At 63.6% G+C, this 16,068-nt stretch carries 18 protein-coding genes; 14 read left to right on the top strand and 4 right to left on the bottom strand.

Annotation, left to right across the window (positions count from 1 at the left end; genetic code table 11):
- Positions 1–28: 28 nt before the first annotated feature.
- The 6 genes from C811_RS12255 (at position 29) to C811_RS15965 (ending at position 3,454) form a co-directional block, all read left to right on the top strand.
- Positions 29–889: a DUF364 domain-containing protein gene (locus C811_RS12255; RefSeq protein WP_016309963.1), complete on the top strand. Its 861-nt coding sequence runs from the start codon at positions 29–31 to the stop codon at positions 887–889.
- A gap of 83 nt (positions 890–972) precedes the next feature.
- Positions 973–1,647 (top strand): hypothetical protein, encoded by a 675-nt coding sequence (locus C811_RS12250; RefSeq protein WP_016309962.1) that lies wholly within the window; start codon positions 973–975, stop codon positions 1,645–1,647.
- A 123-nt stretch (positions 1,648–1,770) separates the two neighbouring features.
- Complete coding sequence (locus C811_RS12245; RefSeq protein WP_016309961.1) at positions 1,771–2,166, top strand: type II toxin-antitoxin system RelE/ParE family toxin; 396 nt, start codon at positions 1,771–1,773, stop codon at positions 2,164–2,166.
- Positions 2,159–2,497 (top strand): helix-turn-helix domain-containing protein, encoded by a 339-nt coding sequence (locus C811_RS12240; RefSeq protein WP_016309960.1) that lies wholly within the window; start codon positions 2,159–2,161, stop codon positions 2,495–2,497. The genes C811_RS12245 and C811_RS12240 overlap by 8 nt, the downstream gene beginning before the upstream one ends.
- 173 nt (positions 2,498–2,670) lie before the next feature.
- Positions 2,671–2,793: a hypothetical protein gene (locus C811_RS17180; RefSeq protein WP_022926592.1), complete on the top strand. Its 123-nt coding sequence runs from the start codon at positions 2,671–2,673 to the stop codon at positions 2,791–2,793.
- A gap of 232 nt (positions 2,794–3,025) precedes the next feature.
- Positions 3,026–3,454, top strand: a complete 429-nt coding sequence (locus C811_RS15965; RefSeq protein WP_016309959.1) for a hypothetical protein — start codon at positions 3,026–3,028, stop codon at positions 3,452–3,454.
- Between the two features lie 185 nt (positions 3,455–3,639).
- Here C811_RS15965 and rd read toward each other — a convergent pair whose 3' ends face one another.
- Positions 3,640–3,804: a rubredoxin gene (gene rd, locus C811_RS12235; protein WP_016309958.1), complete on the bottom strand. Its 165-nt coding sequence runs from the start codon at positions 3,802–3,804 to the stop codon at positions 3,640–3,642.
- Between the two features lie 504 nt (positions 3,805–4,308).
- On the opposite strand from rd, the gene C811_RS12230 reads away from it, so the two are divergent.
- Entirely contained in the window at positions 4,309–5,829 is a 1,521-nt protein-coding gene (locus C811_RS12230) for an APC family permease (RefSeq protein ID WP_016309957.1), read from the top strand.
- A 1,147-nt stretch (positions 5,830–6,976) separates the two neighbouring features.
- Here the strand turns inward: C811_RS12230 and C811_RS12225 are convergent.
- Positions 6,977–8,014, bottom strand: a complete 1,038-nt coding sequence (locus C811_RS12225; protein ID WP_016309956.1) for a threonine aldolase family protein — start codon at positions 8,012–8,014, stop codon at positions 6,977–6,979.
- A gap of 324 nt (positions 8,015–8,338) precedes the next feature.
- On the opposite strand from C811_RS12225, the gene C811_RS16300 reads away from it, so the two are divergent.
- The 3 genes from C811_RS16300 to C811_RS12215 are packed head-to-tail and all read left to right on the top strand — an operon-like array spanning position 8,339 to position 9,691.
- A complete protein-coding gene (locus C811_RS16300) occupies positions 8,339–8,842 on the top strand; it encodes a PadR family transcriptional regulator (protein WP_016309955.1) in 504 nt (167 codons plus the stop codon).
- A complete protein-coding gene (locus tag C811_RS12220) occupies positions 8,839–9,474 on the top strand; it encodes a DUF1700 domain-containing protein (protein ID WP_016309954.1) in 636 nt (211 codons plus the stop codon). The genes C811_RS16300 and C811_RS12220 overlap by 4 nt, the downstream gene beginning before the upstream one ends.
- Complete coding sequence (locus C811_RS12215) at positions 9,464–9,691, top strand: hypothetical protein (RefSeq protein WP_016309953.1); 228 nt, start codon at positions 9,464–9,466, stop codon at positions 9,689–9,691. The genes C811_RS12220 and C811_RS12215 overlap by 11 nt, the downstream gene beginning before the upstream one ends.
- A gap of 99 nt (positions 9,692–9,790) precedes the next feature.
- Here C811_RS12215 and C811_RS12210 read toward each other — a convergent pair whose 3' ends face one another.
- A complete protein-coding gene (locus C811_RS12210; protein ID WP_016309952.1) occupies positions 9,791–10,156 on the bottom strand; it encodes an arsenate reductase family protein in 366 nt (121 codons plus the stop codon).
- Between the two features lie 190 nt (positions 10,157–10,346).
- Between C811_RS12210 and C811_RS12205 the strand changes: the two genes are divergently transcribed.
- Together C811_RS12205 and C811_RS0103780 are read left to right on the top strand one after the other, a co-directional pair.
- Entirely contained in the window at positions 10,347–11,498 is a 1,152-nt protein-coding gene (locus C811_RS12205; RefSeq protein ID WP_016309951.1) for an ATP-binding protein, read from the top strand.
- A gap of 29 nt (positions 11,499–11,527) precedes the next feature.
- A complete protein-coding gene (locus tag C811_RS0103780) occupies positions 11,528–12,217 on the top strand; it encodes an SOS response-associated peptidase family protein (RefSeq protein ID WP_016309950.1) in 690 nt (229 codons plus the stop codon).
- Here the strand turns inward: C811_RS0103780 and C811_RS15960 are convergent.
- On the bottom strand, positions 12,214–12,810 hold the full coding sequence (locus tag C811_RS15960) for a TetR/AcrR family transcriptional regulator (protein WP_016309949.1): 597 nt from the start codon (positions 12,808–12,810) through the stop codon (positions 12,214–12,216). The genes C811_RS0103780 and C811_RS15960 overlap by 4 nt on opposite strands.
- Before the next feature lie 235 nt (positions 12,811–13,045).
- Between C811_RS15960 and C811_RS12195 the strand changes: the two genes are divergently transcribed.
- Together C811_RS12195 and C811_RS12190 are read left to right on the top strand one after the other, a co-directional pair.
- The gene (locus C811_RS12195; protein WP_016309948.1) at positions 13,046–15,448 is read left to right on the top strand and encodes a molybdopterin-dependent oxidoreductase; all 2,403 of its coding nucleotides are present in this window, start codon (positions 13,046–13,048) and stop codon (positions 15,446–15,448) included.
- Positions 15,449–15,450: 2 nt separating this feature from the next.
- Entirely contained in the window at positions 15,451–16,068 is a 618-nt protein-coding gene (locus C811_RS12190) for a 4Fe-4S dicluster domain-containing protein (protein WP_016309947.1), read from the top strand.

Below are 16,068 nucleotides of genomic sequence, written 5' to 3'. Positions count from 1 at the left end.
GGAAGAGAAAACGTGGAAAGGCGGAGCCATGGGATGTCCCGACCGAGATTGCTGCAGTGCCGGCGAGATGACGGGGACGCGATTCCCCGACACCTTCGGCGCGAACACGCCGTGGAAGCTGTACAACCATCTGATCGCCGGCATTCCCGAAGAGGTGCTCGTGCGCGATTGGTGCCTGGGCACCCATTGGTCCTATGTGACCGCTGACAGCGGCATGGGGGTGAGCTTCACGACGAGCGGCGGCTCCCGGCGCCGGTATGCCGATGACTTCCGTGGCCGTCCGCTGCGCGAGATGGCGGAATTGGCGAAGTCGTGGTGCTTCGAGGAGGCGAGCCTGGGTGTGGCCGCCCTGAACGCCTGGTACGCTCAGCGCGCGCTGTTGGATCCCCTCGGGTGCACCTACGACGCCGCGGTGGAGGTCCCCGACGGAACTATTCGCAAGATGGACGCCTTCGAGATGTATCGCCCGCGCATTGCTGCTGCTGGCGGCAACGCGCGCGTGGTCGTGGTGGGGCACTTTCCCCACGTGGAGCGCATCGAGGAGTATGCGCAGCTCGCCGTGCTGGAGCGGAAGTGCAGCCAGGCAAACGACGTGCCCGATCCGGCGTGCGAGTACGTGGTGCCCGAGGCCGATTACGTGTTCATGACTGGGGTCACCCTCATTAACAAGACGGCTCCCCGCCTGCTGGACTTGTCGGCGCAGGCCACGACGGTGCTCGTGGGACCGAGCGTGGTCATGGCGCCGTTTTTGTTCCGCTGGGGCGTAGATATGCTGGCCGGCAGTGTGGTGGCCGATCCCGAGAAGGCGGCGTTCGCGGTGAAGAACGGCGCGGGCCAGTTCTTCGGCGAGGCGCTGACTATGGCCGCTCTGCGCAACCCTGAAGTCTAGGGGCTTTCCCCGCGTGGGTTCTGCTGCCGAAACGTAGGACGAGGCGGGGGCGCGATGGGGAGGCGAATGCGAGAGGTTTTCGGATGCTGTTTCTTTTAACAGGCGAGGTTCAGATAGGGAAGACGCGTTGGCTGGAGGGGCTCGTTGCCGATCTGGCCGAGCGCGGCGTGCCGTGCGCTGGGGCGCTCGCGCCGGGGCAGTGGGTGGCCTCGGCGGGGGAGCGCGCCGACGGAAACGGCTACGAGAAGCTCGGCATCGACAACGTGCTCTTGCCCGTCGGCGAGCGTGTTCCCTTCGCGCGCCGGGGTGATTTGGCCCGCGCCGACGGCACCTTCGATAAGGACTCCCAGGCCGCCCGGGCGGAACTGGCCTGGCATATATCCGACGCGGCCATCGAGCACGTGAACGCCCACTTCGAGAAGCTGCGCTCTCTGGCCTGCGCAGAATCTGCCCCCGAATCGGAAGGGTCGCCCCGCCTTCGGTGCCCTGGCCTGCTCGTCGTGGACGAGCTGGGCCGTCTGGAAATCTGGCGCGGCGGCGGCCTGACCGAGGCCGTGGCCCTGCTCGCCGAGGGCCCCTCTGCGGTGTTTCCCCATGCGCTCGTCGTGGTGCGCGACTACCTGGCTGACGACGCCGAGGCCCTGCTCGCCGAAGCGTGGCCCGATCGCATGCGCATCGCTCCCGACAAGGAGGGCCAAGTAGCCGTCCTGTCGGCCGTGTTTGCCAGATGTAAGAGCACGTACGGAGATGAGCGCTAATCGCTTTTGCGGTGCGTGCATCTCGGTTGGGTCTCGTAAGAACTTGCGGATGCAGGCTTCCGCTTTCAAAGCGTGGACCTCACTTTCCTGGAAATAGTATCGTAAATATGTTATATTTTGCCTATGTGGACCGTGGATTATACATATGTAACCGAATGGCTGGCCTCTCTTGACCCTGAGACGAGGGACTGCGTGACGGCTGCTGTTGAGGTGCTTATGGAATTCGGCCCTGCGCTGGGACGTCCGCTTGTGGATACCGTGACGGCGTCTCGGCACAAGAACATGAAGGAGCTGCGGCCGCCGTCGCCGGGTATGTCGGAGTTCCGCATCCTTTTCGCCTTTGATCCTCGGAGAAAAGCCATCCTTCTTCTGGGCGGAGATAAGAGCGGGATGGTGGAAAGGAAGAAGTCAAGGCGCGATAAATGGGGCGAATGGTACAAAAAGGCCATTCCCATTGCCGACGAAAGGTATGACGAGCATTTGAGGTGGTTGAGCGAGAAAGGCAAGAAAGATGGCTGAGATGGGCTTCAGCGAATACATGGAAACGCTTGGTGCTGACCGGCAAAATGTCGATCGGCTTAAAGCGGAGATGATCGAGGCGGTGGAGGAATACAAGCTGAAGGAGATTCGCAAGACGCTGGGCATGACTCAGACGGCTCTCGCTTCTGCGGCGGGTATCTCGCAGAATCGCGTATCCGATATCGAGAACGGCAGGACGTCTTCGCTGCGCATCGGCACGCTATCGCGTTATGCCGATGCCCTCGGGTGTGACGTAGAGATTCGCATCACGCCTCGGAAGAAGGAGGCTGTGGCGTTTCCTGCAGGCTCCGTCCGCTTGGCCGTAGGGTAGTTCCAGCGGCTTATGCTTCTGCTCGAGGAGGGCCGAGCGGGCGTCGCGGGATGAGGCTCGTGTCCACCGAGCCTCCAACGATAGGCTTGGCAAGCGACGTGACGGCGCCCTGTGACGGGTAATGCTCGTCGCAGCAGCGACGCGAGCACACCCCTATCGACGGCCTGTTCGCCGTGGGCAACGTGTCCGGCTGCTTCTACGGCGGCGTGGACTACCCCATGGACGTGCTCGGCCTTTCCATCGGCCGCGCCATCACCGGCGGCTACCTCGCCGGCAAGCACGTGGCCGCGCTCTAGTCGGCATCGGGGCGGCCGTGCGGTTTCGCACCGCTTCCAAGGGACGCGTCCCCCGTCGCCGCCCTCGCGGGGTGCGCCGCCTGCACCCACATGTTCTCGCCCTCCCCTTGGCGAAGGCCCGCTTCCGGCGGGCCTTCGCTTTCTTACGACATTGAAAGCCGTCGTGTAAGGACGGAAGGAGGGAAAGCGGCTATACTGGCGGTAGACCATTTCGATACAGGAGGTATCTGCTATGACCGAATCGCAAAATGCGCCGCAGGGTGAAAGCTACGATCCCTACCAGGGTCAGCAGTCCTATCAGGCCGCGCCCCAGCAGTCCTATCAGGCCCAGCAGCCCTACCAGGCCAGCTACGAGCAGCCGCAGGTGGCCTATCAGCAGGTGTACGCCCAGCCCGTGGCTCCGGCGGCGCCCGCGGCTCTGTATCCCATGACCGACACCGATCGCACGCTGCGCCTCGTGGCGTTCATTTTCGTTATCCTGTCGCTCGTGGGCTCGTGCTGGCTCATCATCCCGCTGGCGTGGATGATTCCCATGGCCGTTATCAGCTGGGGCATTTACAAGGGCACCAAGGCCAACACCGTGGCCTTCGGGGTGTGCACGCTGATCTTCTGCTCGCTGGTGGCCGGCATCCTGCTTCTGTGCTCCAACAAGGACCGGTAGCCTTTCGCAGGGTGCTCGGTCTTCCCATTGCTGAAACGAAACGCGGGCGCTCCGAGAAAGGGGCGCCCGCGTCGTTGTCGGCTGCATTGCAGTAGTCATCGGCGTCGAACGGCCTTGGAGAACACTGCGTCGGACGTGCGCCACTTCTCGCGCCGTGCGCCCGCGAATCCGCGAGCGGCGGGTGCTTACTCCTCGTACAGGGAGAAGTCGTCCTTGCCGACGCCGCAGACGGGGCAGACCCAATCCTCGGGAATGTCCTCGAAAGCCGTGCCGGGCTCGATGCCGCCGTCGGGGTCGCCCACCGCCGGGTCGTAGATGTAGCCGCACACATCGCAGATGTACTTGTCCATGGGAGCCTCCTTGCTCGCTTGAATCCGTCTTACCTGCCGCCGTCCAGCCCGGGCCGTCTCGAAGGCTTTTGGGTCCCGAGGCCCCCGCGCATCACGTGGCCGGCGTCACGGACTCATCATGACACGGATTTCAACGGCATCTCATCATCTTTCCCGTTTGAAACCAGATGGTGAATCGGAAGGTGCCAAAGGGTGTCCTCTGCAGTCATTTTTTTGCGAAGATGCCCAGATGGAGACAAGAAAAGCAGCGGATAACTAATCGATGACGGCGGGGCAACGAAAACCGTGGGAGTCACCTAAATGCCCAGGAAGAGCGCAGGATATGGAATGAATTCATGGAACCCATGCGTCCGAGGATCCGAAAAAGCAAGTGTGCCTGCGGCGGATGCCGAGGGTGCTGACGCTGTGGGCGCGGCGCGAAGGCGGCCGACGGTACGTAGCTAGTAGCGAAGCGGGCCGCGCCTCGGGCGCGGGGAGCGGCCGGTCAGGATAGAGGTGTTCTTCATGGGCAGCAACGTAAAGACGACCGCGGGCGTCCCGGCAAAGGCCCCTGCGGCAGTCGCGGCCGTGACAGGCGGCATGCCGTCGGCGACGATGGTAGATCCGGGAAAGGCCGCCCGCTTGTCGATGCGTGAGAGCAGTGGCGAGAAGGCGACGGAGTCGGCTGTGGCCACGAAGCAGAAGAGCGGCGGCCCCTTCGAGCAGACCCTCACGGTGAAGGACATGGTGGTCTGGGGCCTTATCTGTATGGTGCCCATTTCCCCCATGGCTATCTACGGCGGCGTATTCGCCGATTCCGGCGGCATGCCCACCTTGGCCTTCCTCATTGGCTTTGTGGCCGTGCTGTTCTCGGTGTTCTCCTTCGGCATCATGATCAGGCACTTCCCTTCGTCGGGCTCCATCTACACCTACGTGAGCCACGTGTTCGGCAGGGCTATGGGTTTCATCGCCGGATGGCTTATGCTGCTGCAGTACCTGGTCAGCCCGGCACTGGTGTACCTCATTGCGGCCATCGCCATTCATTCCATGGTGCCGAGTATCCCCATCTTGGCCTTGTGTTTCGCCTTCCTCGTAGTCGCGGGCGCGGTGTCGGTTATCGGCATGAAGACAGCCCTGGTGGTGAACAAGGTGGCACTTGCGGCCCAGCTGGTCATTCTGGCCCTGTTCGTGGGCTTCGGCATCGCATTCGTGGCGCAGCATCCCGAGACGGCCAGCTTCTCGCCGACCAACGTGTTCAATCCCGACAAGTTCGAGCTGAGCGGCACCATGTCGGCCGTGTCTTTGGCCGTGATGTCCTACGTGGGCTTCGGCGCCATCGCCACGCTGACTCAGGAGGCCAAGGACCCCCAGCACGGTCCGTCGCGGGCCATGATGGTGATGGCGATCATACTGTGCGTGCTGTATGTGGCCCAGTGCTTTATCGCCACCTGCGTCGATCCGACCGGGGCGGGCTTTGCCGGCGACACCGACAATGCCTTCTACGCAGTGGCTAAGATGGCCGCCGGCCCGTGGCTCATGATCCTGTGCGCCGTGGGCGTGGCAGTGGCCCAAGGTGTGTTCACTGCCATTGCCCAGCAGAACTCCATCGCCTTCGTTATGTTCACCATGGCCAAGGGCGGCTGTCTGCCGAAGTTCATGGCGAAGATGGACAAGCGGACGAATTCCCCGCTCAACGCCGTGTTATTCATTATCGCCCTATCTGTGGTGCTGACGCTGATCTTCCATTTCAGCGGTATCAACATGAACACGGTGGCGAAGATTCCGAGCTTCGGCGCCCTTTTCACCTACACCATGCTGGATGTGAGCGTTATCGCGTTCTGCTGGTTCCAGCTGAAGCAGCGCAAGGGTGTGAAGGCCCTGTTCATGCACTTGATCTTTCCGGCATTGGGCGCGCTTGTGTGCTTCGTTATCATGCTCTCGGTCGGTGAGGTGGTTCTCACGGCGGGCGTGGCGTTTATTGTCATTGGCATCATCTACTATCTGGTGCTGACGAAAGTGCTCCATCGCGAGATCAACCTCGGGTAGGATGCGAGCCTTGGGCCGCCGGCGTCGCGCTCCGAGCGGCTGCCTTGTGCGTCTTGGGCCGCCAGCGTCGCGATCCGGGCGGCTGCCTTGTGCATCCTGCGAGGTGATGCGTCTCGCGGTGGTCCGCGCACTGCGAAATGGCGCGCGTGTGGCGCGTTTTGGCGCTTTCGGTGCATCTCTAGACGCACAAAGCGTCGTTCCTTGGAGGAAATGGCGCAAGCTTTCGTTTTTGGTGCAATTGAAACGCCGCCACGACGTTGGGATTGACTTTCGGAGACGCCCTATGCACCAATTTCGAAAAAATGCGCCAGATTTGGGGTGTGGAAGCAGCGCATGGGCAAATGGCGAGGGGATCGTGGAAAAACCTCGTGACGGCTACGCGGGCTCGTGGTACACTGCGATGCCCACGAGCCAGTGCGAATCCTGCTTTCGTCAGTCCACGCTCGGAGGCTGTGTCCGGGCCTTCGCATTCCAGATTCGCAAGATCCTCTCACCACGGACCTGAGAGGAGTGCGCCATGGTTCGCCCGTCTTCCGCTCGTTCCGCTCAAATTGTTTGCTTCAGCCACGCAACGGCTTTGGAAATACTCCTAGCTATGCCGTCCACCCAAAGGCAGCATCCTGTGCGAAGCCGATCGTATCCTGCCCAGGCGCCATCGCTGTCGGAAGTGTGCCAAGCGCGCGACCGTGTTTTGGAATGCATTCCGGGGCTCTCCCTGTCGACGCCCTTGCATGTGACGAGCGCCTCAACGTCCCACAACCACCGTACCGATGCCGTGGCCTTCCATCGAAGCGAGGGCTCGTTTGTCGGCACGGGGCTGCTTTCGGTGGGAGAGGGCGTGAGGACAACCACGGCTGCGACCCTGTTTGGTGGAGCAAAATGGCGTTTTTGGTGCAACGAATTTTGGTTCGGGAGGGCGAGGGGGCGAAATCTGGTGCGAAAGTTCGATTCTGGTGCAAATTCGGCAGCGGAAGAGGCGCTGGAATGCTCTCCAGATGGAGCGTATGCGCCAGAAACGCAATAATGCGCCACTGAAGGAGGGGTCGAGCTGCCTTCGGGAGATGTTGGGCCGTTCTGCGTTGTTGCGCCGGGGCTTTTGACGGCAGCGCTTCGGCGCGGTGGGGTGTTGTAGGCTGTCGCGCTCCACCTAGAGAGTGGCGGCGAGGGCGGTTTCCAGGAAGGCGAGGTCTTCGGCGGTGGTGGACCAGCTGGTGACGAAGCGGATGGCGGCGTGGGTGTCGTCGACCCGCTCCCAGAAGCTGAAACGGATGCGCTCGGCCAAGGCCTCCATCTGGGAGTTCTCCAAAATGACGAATTGCTGGTTGGTAGGGGACTCGCGGAAGAAAGTGCAGCCGGCCTCGCTCAGGATGCGGCGTAGCTCGGCGGCCGCATCGATGGCGGTGCGTCCTACCTCGCCGTAGAGGCCGTTGGTGAAGAGCGTGTCGAACTGCACGCCGAGCAGGCGCCCCTTCGCCAACAGTGCCCCATGCTGCTTCACGTGGGTGAGGAAGTGACGCGGCATACCACCGCGGGGAAACACCACCGCCTCGCCGCAGAGGGCGCCGCACTTGGTGCCGCCGATGTAGAAGGCGTCGGTAAGGCGCGCGATGTCGGGCAGCGTGACGTCGCTTTCAGGGGCGGCCAGGCCGTAGGAGAGGCGCGCGCCGTCTAGGTAGAGGGGAATGTGGAAGCGGCGACAGACGGCCGAGAGCTCTTCCAATTCGGCCAGCGAGTACAGGGTGCCCAGCTCGGAGGGGTGCGCGATGAACACCATGCCGGGGAACACCATGTGCTCGTAGTTGGCGTCGGCGTAGAAGCCCTCGAGGTAGGCTTCCACCTCGGCGGCCCGCAGCTTGCCATCGTGCTCGGGCAGGGCGATCGCCTTGTGGCCCGTGGCCTCGATGGCGCCCGCCTCGTGCACCGCGATGTGCCCGGTGTCGGCTGCGATCACGCCTTCGTAGCCGGCGAGCAACGACGAGATGACCACGGCGTTGGTCTGCGTGCCGCCCACGAGGAAGAACACGTCGGCGGTGCCGTCGGCGCAGGCAGCGCGGATGCGCTCTGCAGCGCTCGCGCAGAACCGGTCGGTGCCGTAGCCCGGAGCAGGCTCCAGGTTGGTGGCGGCCAAGGCTTCAAGGACGCGCGGATGCGCGCCGGTGGAATAGTCGTTCTCGAAGGAAATCATGGGGCTCCTCGGGATGGCGGGAAAGGGACGGGGCGCGGTATGTGTTGCAGCCCATGATAGCATTCATCGAGGCAGTCGGTTTTCTCGCTTGAAGGTTCCGCATCCGCTTGCCGGCGACCTCTCTGGGTCCAGCGGCCGTTCCCTTTCGGCGGCTCCGCTCGGCCCCGCACGCTCCGCATTCGCGATGCGCTTTGGTTGCCGCTCCGTCTTCTTCAGCGAATCTTAAGGAAATCCTCCCTTGACAGACGACGCTCCCGAATATACTATGCAACACATAGTATCATGCAACAAAGGGTATTTGCCGCGAATGAGAGAGGAGGCGTGATGGACGCTCAAATGAAGCGTGGGTTTCTGGAGGCCTGCGTGCTCGCGGTGCTGAGCCGCGGGGAATCCTACGGTTACCAGATCATCAAAGACGTGCCGCCGTCGCTGGGTCTCACGGAATCGACGCTGTATCCGCTGCTCAAGCGGCTGGAAGGCGCGAGCTGCATTGCCGTGCGCTCCGCCGAGCACAATGGGCGGCTGCGCAAGTACTATCGCATCACAACCGAGGGCCGCGCTCGCGTGGAGGCTTTCATCGAGGAATGGAACGAGGTGGAGGCCATCTACCGCTTCGTGCGCGAGGCCGCGGTCGGCGGTGCACCTGTGACGGTCGTGCCCGCAGCTGCCGCTGTGCCTGCTGCGCCCGCTCTGGCTGCCGCATCTGCGCCGTCTGCGTCCACTGGGATCACCGAGACCGCCATGACTACTGCCGCGGCGACCGTCCCAGCTGCCCCGTCTGCCCCATCGCCGACGAAAGACCTCCGAACTGAAGGAGCTGCATCATGAACAAGCAGGAATACCTTGCCCAGTTGCGGGCGGCCCTCGCCTGCCTGCCCGAGGGTGAAATCGAGGAGTCGGTGGCCTTCTACACCGAGATGATCGACGATCGCGTCGCCGACGGCCTCACCGAGGAAGAGGCCACGGCCCAGCTGGACGATCCGAAGGCCGCCGCACGGGCCACCATCGCCGATCTGCCCGTGGTGCCGCGGACCGTGGTGCGCACTAAGCAGAGGAACCGTGCGCTGTACTGGACGCTCGTCATTTTGGGATCTCCGCTGTGGCTCACGCTGCTGCTCGCCGCCGGTATGCTGGTGCTGGCGGGCCTGCTGACCATTTGGTGCCTCATCCTGGGGCTGTGGCTGTTGGCAGCGGGATTGCTGGCGGGCGGCCCGCTCGGCATCGGCGTGTGCCTATGGGCGCTGGCTGTGGGTCAGCCAGCCTATGGTGTGTTCGAGCTGGGATCGGGCCTTCTCTGCTTCGGTCTGGGGCTGTTTTGCTTGCACGGGGCCGTGGCCGCCAGCAAGACGCTCATGCAAGTGTCGCGCCAGTGGATCGCGAAGGCCAAGGCGCCCTTTGTGAAGGTGAAAGAAGAGGGCGCGGCCGCCTTCGTCGGAAAGGAGACCGTCCATGAATCTTAGCGAGAAGCTCCCTTGGCTCACCTGGAAGAACGTCCACCTGGTGGCGGTGGCCTGCATCGCCGTGGGGTTCATCATCCTCGCGGTGGGCATGGCGATCATCGGCTCCATCGTGGCCGGCCTCGAGAATCCCAGCTGGCAGGCCGTGGTGGACCTGCTGAGTTTCCCCGGGATGCCCAGCGACACCTGCGGCATTCCCGAGCCGCCGGTGATTTCCTAGCCACAGCCGCTGGTAGACGCTGCTCTAGCGGATGCTGTGCCCGAACCGGATGGGAGCTCGCGAGGGGCGCGCCGCCTGAGGGGCGCCCCTCGCACGATTCTACTGTCCCAGCGCCTCCTCCCAGGCGGCTTCCTTGAAGCCGGGGATGGCGGTGGCGGCGGTTACCAGCAGCGGGCGCTTCACGAGCATGCCGTTGGTGGCGAGCAGGGCGTATTGTTCCTTCTCGGACAGGTCGGGCAGCTTCTTCGACAGCTCCATCTCGCGGTAGAGCATGCCGCTCGTGTTGAAGAAGCGCTTCAGCGGCAGCCCGCTGCGCTCGTGCCATTGCCGCAGCTCGTCGGCGGTGGGGCTATCGGTCACGATGTCGCGGTCGGTGTAAGTCACGCCCTGCGCATCGAGCCACTTCTTCGCCTTCTGGCAGGTAGAGCACTTGGGATATTCCAGGAACAGAACGGTATCGGCCATGGGGAGACCTCGCTTTCTTGTGCGCCATGGGAGACGGAGTCGATATATTCTGGATTACAATTATACTTACTATATTTAGTATAGTTTGACCAGATTCTATATCTGATATACTCTGAACAAAATTGGAATGGCTCTCAGAGGGACGGCCAGCGCTCGACGGCCATCCTGCGAGGTCGAAGCGAGGTACTCGATGATCGACAATCCATTCACGCCGGTATTCGGGGGCAAGCCCGATTCGTTTTTCGGCCGCAAGGAGCTACTGGCTCGTTTCGATCGAGCGCTCGAGGTGCGCGGCAGCGACGATCGTTCCCTGTTCCTCACCGGCACGCGCGGCAGTGGCAAGACGGCTCTTCTGGAACAGCTATCCATGCGTGCTGTTGCTTCCGGGTGGAGGGCGATTGACATCGGGGCTGAACAGGCTCTCCAGGCGCTCCATCGTGAGCTTGCGGGCTATGATGAGGTAACCGAGACCGTTTCCCCCTCTCTGGAGGTCAAGGTGCTCGGATCGGGCGGCAGCGTTTCGGGGAAGAGCACTGCTCGCACAACGCGCTATGAGATGGCAGATCTCGCATCGCTGCTTCGGAAGGCGGCCGAGAAGGAGAAAAAGGGCCTCTTCGTCTCCGTTGATGAAATTCAAAAAGTGCCTCGCGAAGAGGTTGCGAGTCTGTGCGAGGCGTTTCAAATGGCATCTCGCAAGGGCCTTGATGTCATCCTCACGGTAGCAGGCCTTCCCTTCTCCTACGAGGCGATCATTCACCAAGATGGCTGCACGTTCATGCGACAGTCGGTGCATGAACCGCTGGGGCTTTTGGATGTGGAAGAGGTGCAGGAAGCGTACCGTGCCTCCTTTGACAAGATAGAGCGGCTGGAGGTACGCCAGGATGCCTTCGGGCGACTCGTGCATTTGAGCAGCGGCCATCCGTACATGATGCAATTACTCGGCTACCAGCTGATCGAGCAGGTGGCGCGGCGGGATTCGAGGGAGATCGTCGTTGACAAAGCGGTCGTAGAGGCGGTGGCGCCTGCGGCTCTCGATTCCTACGAGCGTCGAGCCCTGCGGCCCCTTCTTGGCGAGCTGAGTGAAAGAGAACGCGCGTATCTGAGGGCCATGGCCCAGGTGGCAGACAATTCCCTTTTGTCTTCGACAGGTTCGGTGGCAGAGCATATGGGGAAGACGGCCCAGCAGGTCGCCCCTGCACGGCAGTCGCTGATCGACAAGGGGATTATCGTGTCGGCAGGCTATGGCCTCGTGCGATTCGGCGTTCCGTATCTGCGCGCCTACATGGCGAAGCCGAGCGAAGAGGAGGCGAATCTTGCGCAATTGGAGGCCTGGGGCATCTAGGTCGTTCGGCGTTCTGAGGGGGGGGGCTTGTGTGCCACCGGTTTGAGATGGTGAGCGGGGAAGAGGCCGATGCGGTGGTGGATTGGCTGTACGCGGTGCGCCGCGCGGCGGCGCTTGGGGCGGGCGTGGCGTCGGTGCCTCCGCTGTCGTTCGGGCGCCCCGCCGACATTCCGCTTGAGGCTATCGACTGCTATCCGGGCGCGGAAAGCCCGGTCATCATCGCGGAGGGCGACGAACTTGCGCGCGCCGATCTGGCCTGGGGTGTGGAAGTACCCTGGAAGCGAGGGCTCGTATTCAACGCGCGCATCGAGTCGGCCCTGGGCGGTTCGGGCCTGTGGCATAAGGCCATGGAGCAGGCCCGCTGCATCGTGCCGGTGCACGCCTTCTATGAGACGCGGAACGTGGACGCGCCCTCGGGTCGGCGCCCCCAGTACCGGTTTTCCGCCCGCGGAAGCGAGGCGCTGCTGCTAGCCGGCCTGCGCCTGGGCGACCGCTTCGTGCTGGTGACCTGCGAGCCCGATGCCGTGGTGGGCGCCGTGCACACGCGCATGCCGCTGTCGCTCACGGCCCCGGAGGCACTCGTGTGGCTGAACGGCGCCGCTGATGCCCGCGCCCTGCTTGGCCGCCACGCGCCCGTTCCCCTTGTATCCGCGGAGGAGCCCGTGCCCGCACAGCGCCCGAAGCGTTCCGCCGACCCCGACCAGCTGTCGCTGTTCTAGGATGCCTCGGGCCGCGGGCTCATCAAGTGCTCCACGCTGTGGAGCGTCATGGACCCCAGCAGCTGGGCGGCATCTTCCACGGGCACCACCTTCCCCGCGCGCACCCATTCGCGATAGCACTCCAGGGCCATGTTGCGGATGAGGGCGCAGACCAGCTCCTCCTGGTCGGGCGTGATGCCCTCGCGCCAGAACAGCTCGTCGGCGAAAGCGCGGTAGCGGTTCATCTGGGTGGCGTAGATGCGCTCGCCGAAGTCGTAGAAGCTCGGCGAGCAGACGAGCCGCTCGATCATGGGCGGCTGGGCGGCCAGGTAGCGGAAGAACCGCCGGGCGTGGCCGTCCATATCCCACGGATCGTCGGGGGTCTTCTCGTAGTAGGCGAAGAATTCGTCCATGATGCCGTTCATGATCTCGTCGTAGAAGGCCTCGATGGTCTCGTAGTGCAGGTAGAAGGTCTTGCGGTTGATGCCGGCGCGGTCAGTGAGGGCCTTCACGGTGATCTTGTCGAGGGTCGTTTCGGCGATCAGCTCCTCGAAGGCCCCGCGCAGGGCGTTGCGCGTGCGCACGACGCGCAGATCGCTTTTCCTATCGACCATCGTCCCCTCCTCGCGGCCCTGCTTCTTCTCGTTGTTCGTATCTTAGCGGGTATAACGCCGTTTCGGCGATCTCGTTAATGCCCACATTTCCAAAAATGGGGTATAAGCCCCGCTCTCTCTCAAATGGGCAGTGATTTCCCTGTTGACGCTTCGTAGACTGCACCCAGGAATCGCCGCTGGCCTTGGGGAAGGCGCGAGCGGCTAAAGACGGGTACGAGAAGAGCAGGAGGATACCATGGAGCAGAAACCGAGGAGCGGCGTGCTCAGCCGCCGCAGTTTCCTGAAAACCGCCGCTGCCGTCGGTGCGGTCGGCTTCACGGGCGCGAGTTTGGCGGGCATCGCCGAGGCAGCTGGCTCGCCGGCCGCGGGATCGGCGGGCGAGACGCAGGCCTTCACCTACCACAACGAGCACTGCCTGTGCAATTGCATGCTGCAGTGCACCGTGCGCGACGGGCGGCTCGCGATGATCCAGCCGCGGCCCAACGAGGACCATCGTTTCCAGAACGTGTGCCTGAAGGGCCTTTCCGAGGTGCAGAACATCTACGGCGAGGCGCGCATCCAGCGCCCCATGAAGCGCGTGGGCGAGCGGGGCAGCGGCGAGTTCGAGGCCATCAGCTGGGAGGAGGCCTTCCAGATGATCGCCGAGAACTTCAAGGCCATCCAGGACAAATACGGCAAGGATGCCCTGTGGATCCAGTTCTCCACCGAGGCCTCGCAGCGCTTCCCACCGCTTCTGGCCAGCGTGCTGGGGGCCCAGGCCGGCGGCATGAACGGCTACGACATGGGCCAGGGCAACGGGCAGATCATGGCCTTCTCGCCCTGGATCGGCATGTTCGCGCAGAACACCATCTGGGAGTGGCCGGAGGCCGCCGTGGTCATTCTGGCCAACACGAACCTGGTGGAGACGAGCCTCACCTGGTCGCGCGGTATGCTGGACGCGCAGGAGGCGGGCACGAAGTTCATCTGCCTGGACCCGCGCTTCAGCCCCACGGCGGGCAAGGCCGACCAGTGGGTGAACCTGCGGGCCGGCACCGACCCGGCGTTCTTCCTTGGCATGACGAAGTACATCCTGGACGAGGACCTGTTCGATCGCGAGCACGTGCTCGCCCACACGTCGCTGCCGTTCCTCATCGATGCGGAAACGGGCGCGTGCCTGGTGGACGTGACGCCGGGCACCGATCCCGAGACCGGCGAGCCGGTGGAGTTGAAGACCTTCTACGTGTGGGACAAGAACGCGAACGCGGCGGTGCCCCAGGAGACCGCGGGCGTCGCTGCCGCCCTGGAAGGCGAGTTCACCGTTAACGGCACGCGCTACCTCACCCAGTTCACGCGCCTGCGGAAGGACATGGAGCCCTACACCTTGGAATGGACCGCCGCCACCTGCGACATTCCCGCCGATCTCGTGGCCGACGTGGCCACCCAGTACGCGGCCGGTCCCTCCATCATCGATAACGGCGTGGGTGGCATCGACAAGTTCGGCAACAACGACGTCGCCGGCCATTGCTACGCGCTCATCGCCTCGCTCACGGGCAACTACGGCAAGCGCGGCACCGGCTGCGGCATCTACGGCTACCACGTGACGCCCTACGAGGCGCACCTGGGTGCCTGGCCGCTTCCCGAGGGCATGGCGCCGGCGCCCAGCCCCCAGGGCTTCTACGATGTGGTCAAGGGCGATACCATCCACGGCGCGATGTTCTTCGGCGACATTCCCACCCAGAAGGCCGCGAACTGGAACAAGACCCTGGAGTGGATCGACTCGCTCGACTTCGTGTGCCTGGCCGACATCTACCACAGCTCGGTGACCGACTTCGTCGATCTGGTGCTGCCCTCGTGCAGCAAGTTCGAGTGCGCCGACGCCGTGGGCGGCATCAAGTGCGCCAACGCCCATATTCTGGCCAACCTGAAGGTGCTCGATCCGCTGTTCGAGAGCAAGTCGGACTTCTACATCGAGAAGGGCATCGCCGAGGCCATGGGACTGGGAGACGTGTTCCCGGCCGACGGCGAGGAGTACGCGCGGGCGCTTTTGACTACCGACGACCCGCAGGTGGCCGGCTTCACCTTGGAGAAGCTCCAGGAAGCCGGGGGCGCTTTGCGCCTCATCGGGTCGGAGGACCTCATTGCGCCCGAGGTGGGCTTCACCTACGGAACGGCATCGGGCAAGCAGGAGCCCTACTACGAGGCGCTGCTGCAATTCGGCCAGGCGTTCCCCGCTTGGGAGCAGCCGTGCGAGGCCTATCCGGAAAACCCGCTGCGTGAGAAGTACCCGCTGCAGTTCAACCAGGCCCGCTCCCGTTTCCGCGTGCACTCGGCCTACTCGGGTGCGAAGTGGATTCAGGAGGTGAGCGAGCCCCATATCGAGCTGAACCCGGTGGATGCCGCCGCCCGCGGTCTGGAGGACGGCGATGCGGTGGAGGTGTTCAACGACCGCGGTTCCTTCCGCACCGTGCTGCGACTGAACGAGTCGGTGCGCCCCGAAAGCGCCTTCATGGTGGAGAGCACCTACCGCCAGTACCTGGACGGCACCATTATGCAGGCGGTGTCCAACGATACGCTGAACGAGCGCGGTTACGCGCTGCCCTTCGGCCCCATGATTCCCTACAACGATACGCTCATCGAGATCAAGAAAGCTGGTGAGTAGCCATGACGAAGCTTGCCATCGGCATCAACCTGCGCCGCTGCATTGGTTGCAACACCTGTGCGGTGGCCTGCAAGATGCAGAACAACGTGCCCGACGGAATGCTGTGGAACCGGGTGCTGACCGAGGGCTGCGAGCAGTTCGACGGCGCCGAGGGCGTCTACCCGCACCTCACGCGCACCTACCTGCCCCTGGCGTGCCAGCATTGCGAGAACCCGGCTTGCGAGCGGGTGTGCCCCACCGGCGCCACCTACAAGGATGATATGGGCCGCGTGGAGATCGACTACGACAAGTGCATCGGCTGCCGTATGTGCATGGCCGCCTGCCCCTACAACGCCCGCACGTTCAACTGGAACGAGCCCGTGCGTGCCACGGGGGCTGCCTATGGGGATGCGCGGGTGCCCGAGCGCAGCCGCGGCGTGATGGAGAAGTGCACCCTGTGCAAGGAGCGCACCGACGAGGGCGAGGTGCCCATGTGCGTGCACTGCTGCCCCGGCGATGCGCGCATCTTCGGCGATCTGGACGATCCAGATTCCGCCGTGTCGCGCCTGCGCCGCGAGGGCAGCGCCGAGGTTCTGCTGGAAGATAAGGGCACGCGCCCGCAGGTTTTCTACGTTCGCTAG

The organism is Adlercreutzia caecimuris B7 (assembly GCF_000403355.2).
In the GTDB taxonomy this organism is placed as follows: domain Bacteria; phylum Actinomycetota; class Coriobacteriia; order Coriobacteriales; family Eggerthellaceae; genus Adlercreutzia; species Adlercreutzia caecimuris.
This window is presented reverse-complemented; position numbering and strand designations above follow the sequence as displayed.

Bases quoted from the DNA above. Each gene is read 5' to 3' on its own strand.
- C811_RS12255 (WP_016309963.1), top strand. From the start codon at position 29: ATGGGATGTCCCGACCGAGATTGCTGCAGTGCCGGCGAGATGACGGGG.
- C811_RS12250 (WP_016309962.1), top strand. From the start codon at position 973: ATGCTGTTTCTTTTAACAGGCGAGGTTCAGATAGGGAAGACGCGTTGG.
- C811_RS12245 (WP_016309961.1), top strand. From the start codon at position 1,771: ATGTGGACCGTGGATTATACATATGTAACCGAATGGCTGGCCTCTCTT.
- C811_RS12240 (WP_016309960.1), top strand. From the start codon at position 2,159: ATGGCTGAGATGGGCTTCAGCGAATACATGGAAACGCTTGGTGCTGAC.
- C811_RS15965 (WP_016309959.1), top strand. From the start codon at position 3,026: ATGACCGAATCGCAAAATGCGCCGCAGGGTGAAAGCTACGATCCCTAC.
- rd (WP_016309958.1), bottom strand. From the start codon at position 3,804: ATGGACAAGTACATCTGCGATGTGTGCGGCTACATCTACGACCCGGCG.
- C811_RS12230 (WP_016309957.1), top strand. From the start codon at position 4,309: ATGGGCAGCAACGTAAAGACGACCGCGGGCGTCCCGGCAAAGGCCCCT.
- C811_RS12225 (WP_016309956.1), bottom strand. From the start codon at position 8,014: ATGATTTCCTTCGAGAACGACTATTCCACCGGCGCGCATCCGCGCGTC.
- C811_RS16300 (WP_016309955.1), top strand. From the start codon at position 8,339: ATGGACGCTCAAATGAAGCGTGGGTTTCTGGAGGCCTGCGTGCTCGCG.
- C811_RS12220 (WP_016309954.1), top strand. From the start codon at position 8,839: ATGAACAAGCAGGAATACCTTGCCCAGTTGCGGGCGGCCCTCGCCTGC.
- C811_RS12215 (WP_016309953.1), top strand. From the start codon at position 9,464: ATGAATCTTAGCGAGAAGCTCCCTTGGCTCACCTGGAAGAACGTCCAC.
- C811_RS12210 (WP_016309952.1), bottom strand. From the start codon at position 10,156: ATGGCCGATACCGTTCTGTTCCTGGAATATCCCAAGTGCTCTACCTGC.
- C811_RS12205 (WP_016309951.1), top strand. From the start codon at position 10,347: ATGATCGACAATCCATTCACGCCGGTATTCGGGGGCAAGCCCGATTCG.
- C811_RS15960 (WP_016309949.1), bottom strand. From the start codon at position 12,810: ATGGTCGATAGGAAAAGCGATCTGCGCGTCGTGCGCACGCGCAACGCC.
- C811_RS12195 (WP_016309948.1), top strand. From the start codon at position 13,046: ATGGAGCAGAAACCGAGGAGCGGCGTGCTCAGCCGCCGCAGTTTCCTG.
- C811_RS12190 (WP_016309947.1), top strand. From the start codon at position 15,451: ATGACGAAGCTTGCCATCGGCATCAACCTGCGCCGCTGCATTGGTTGC.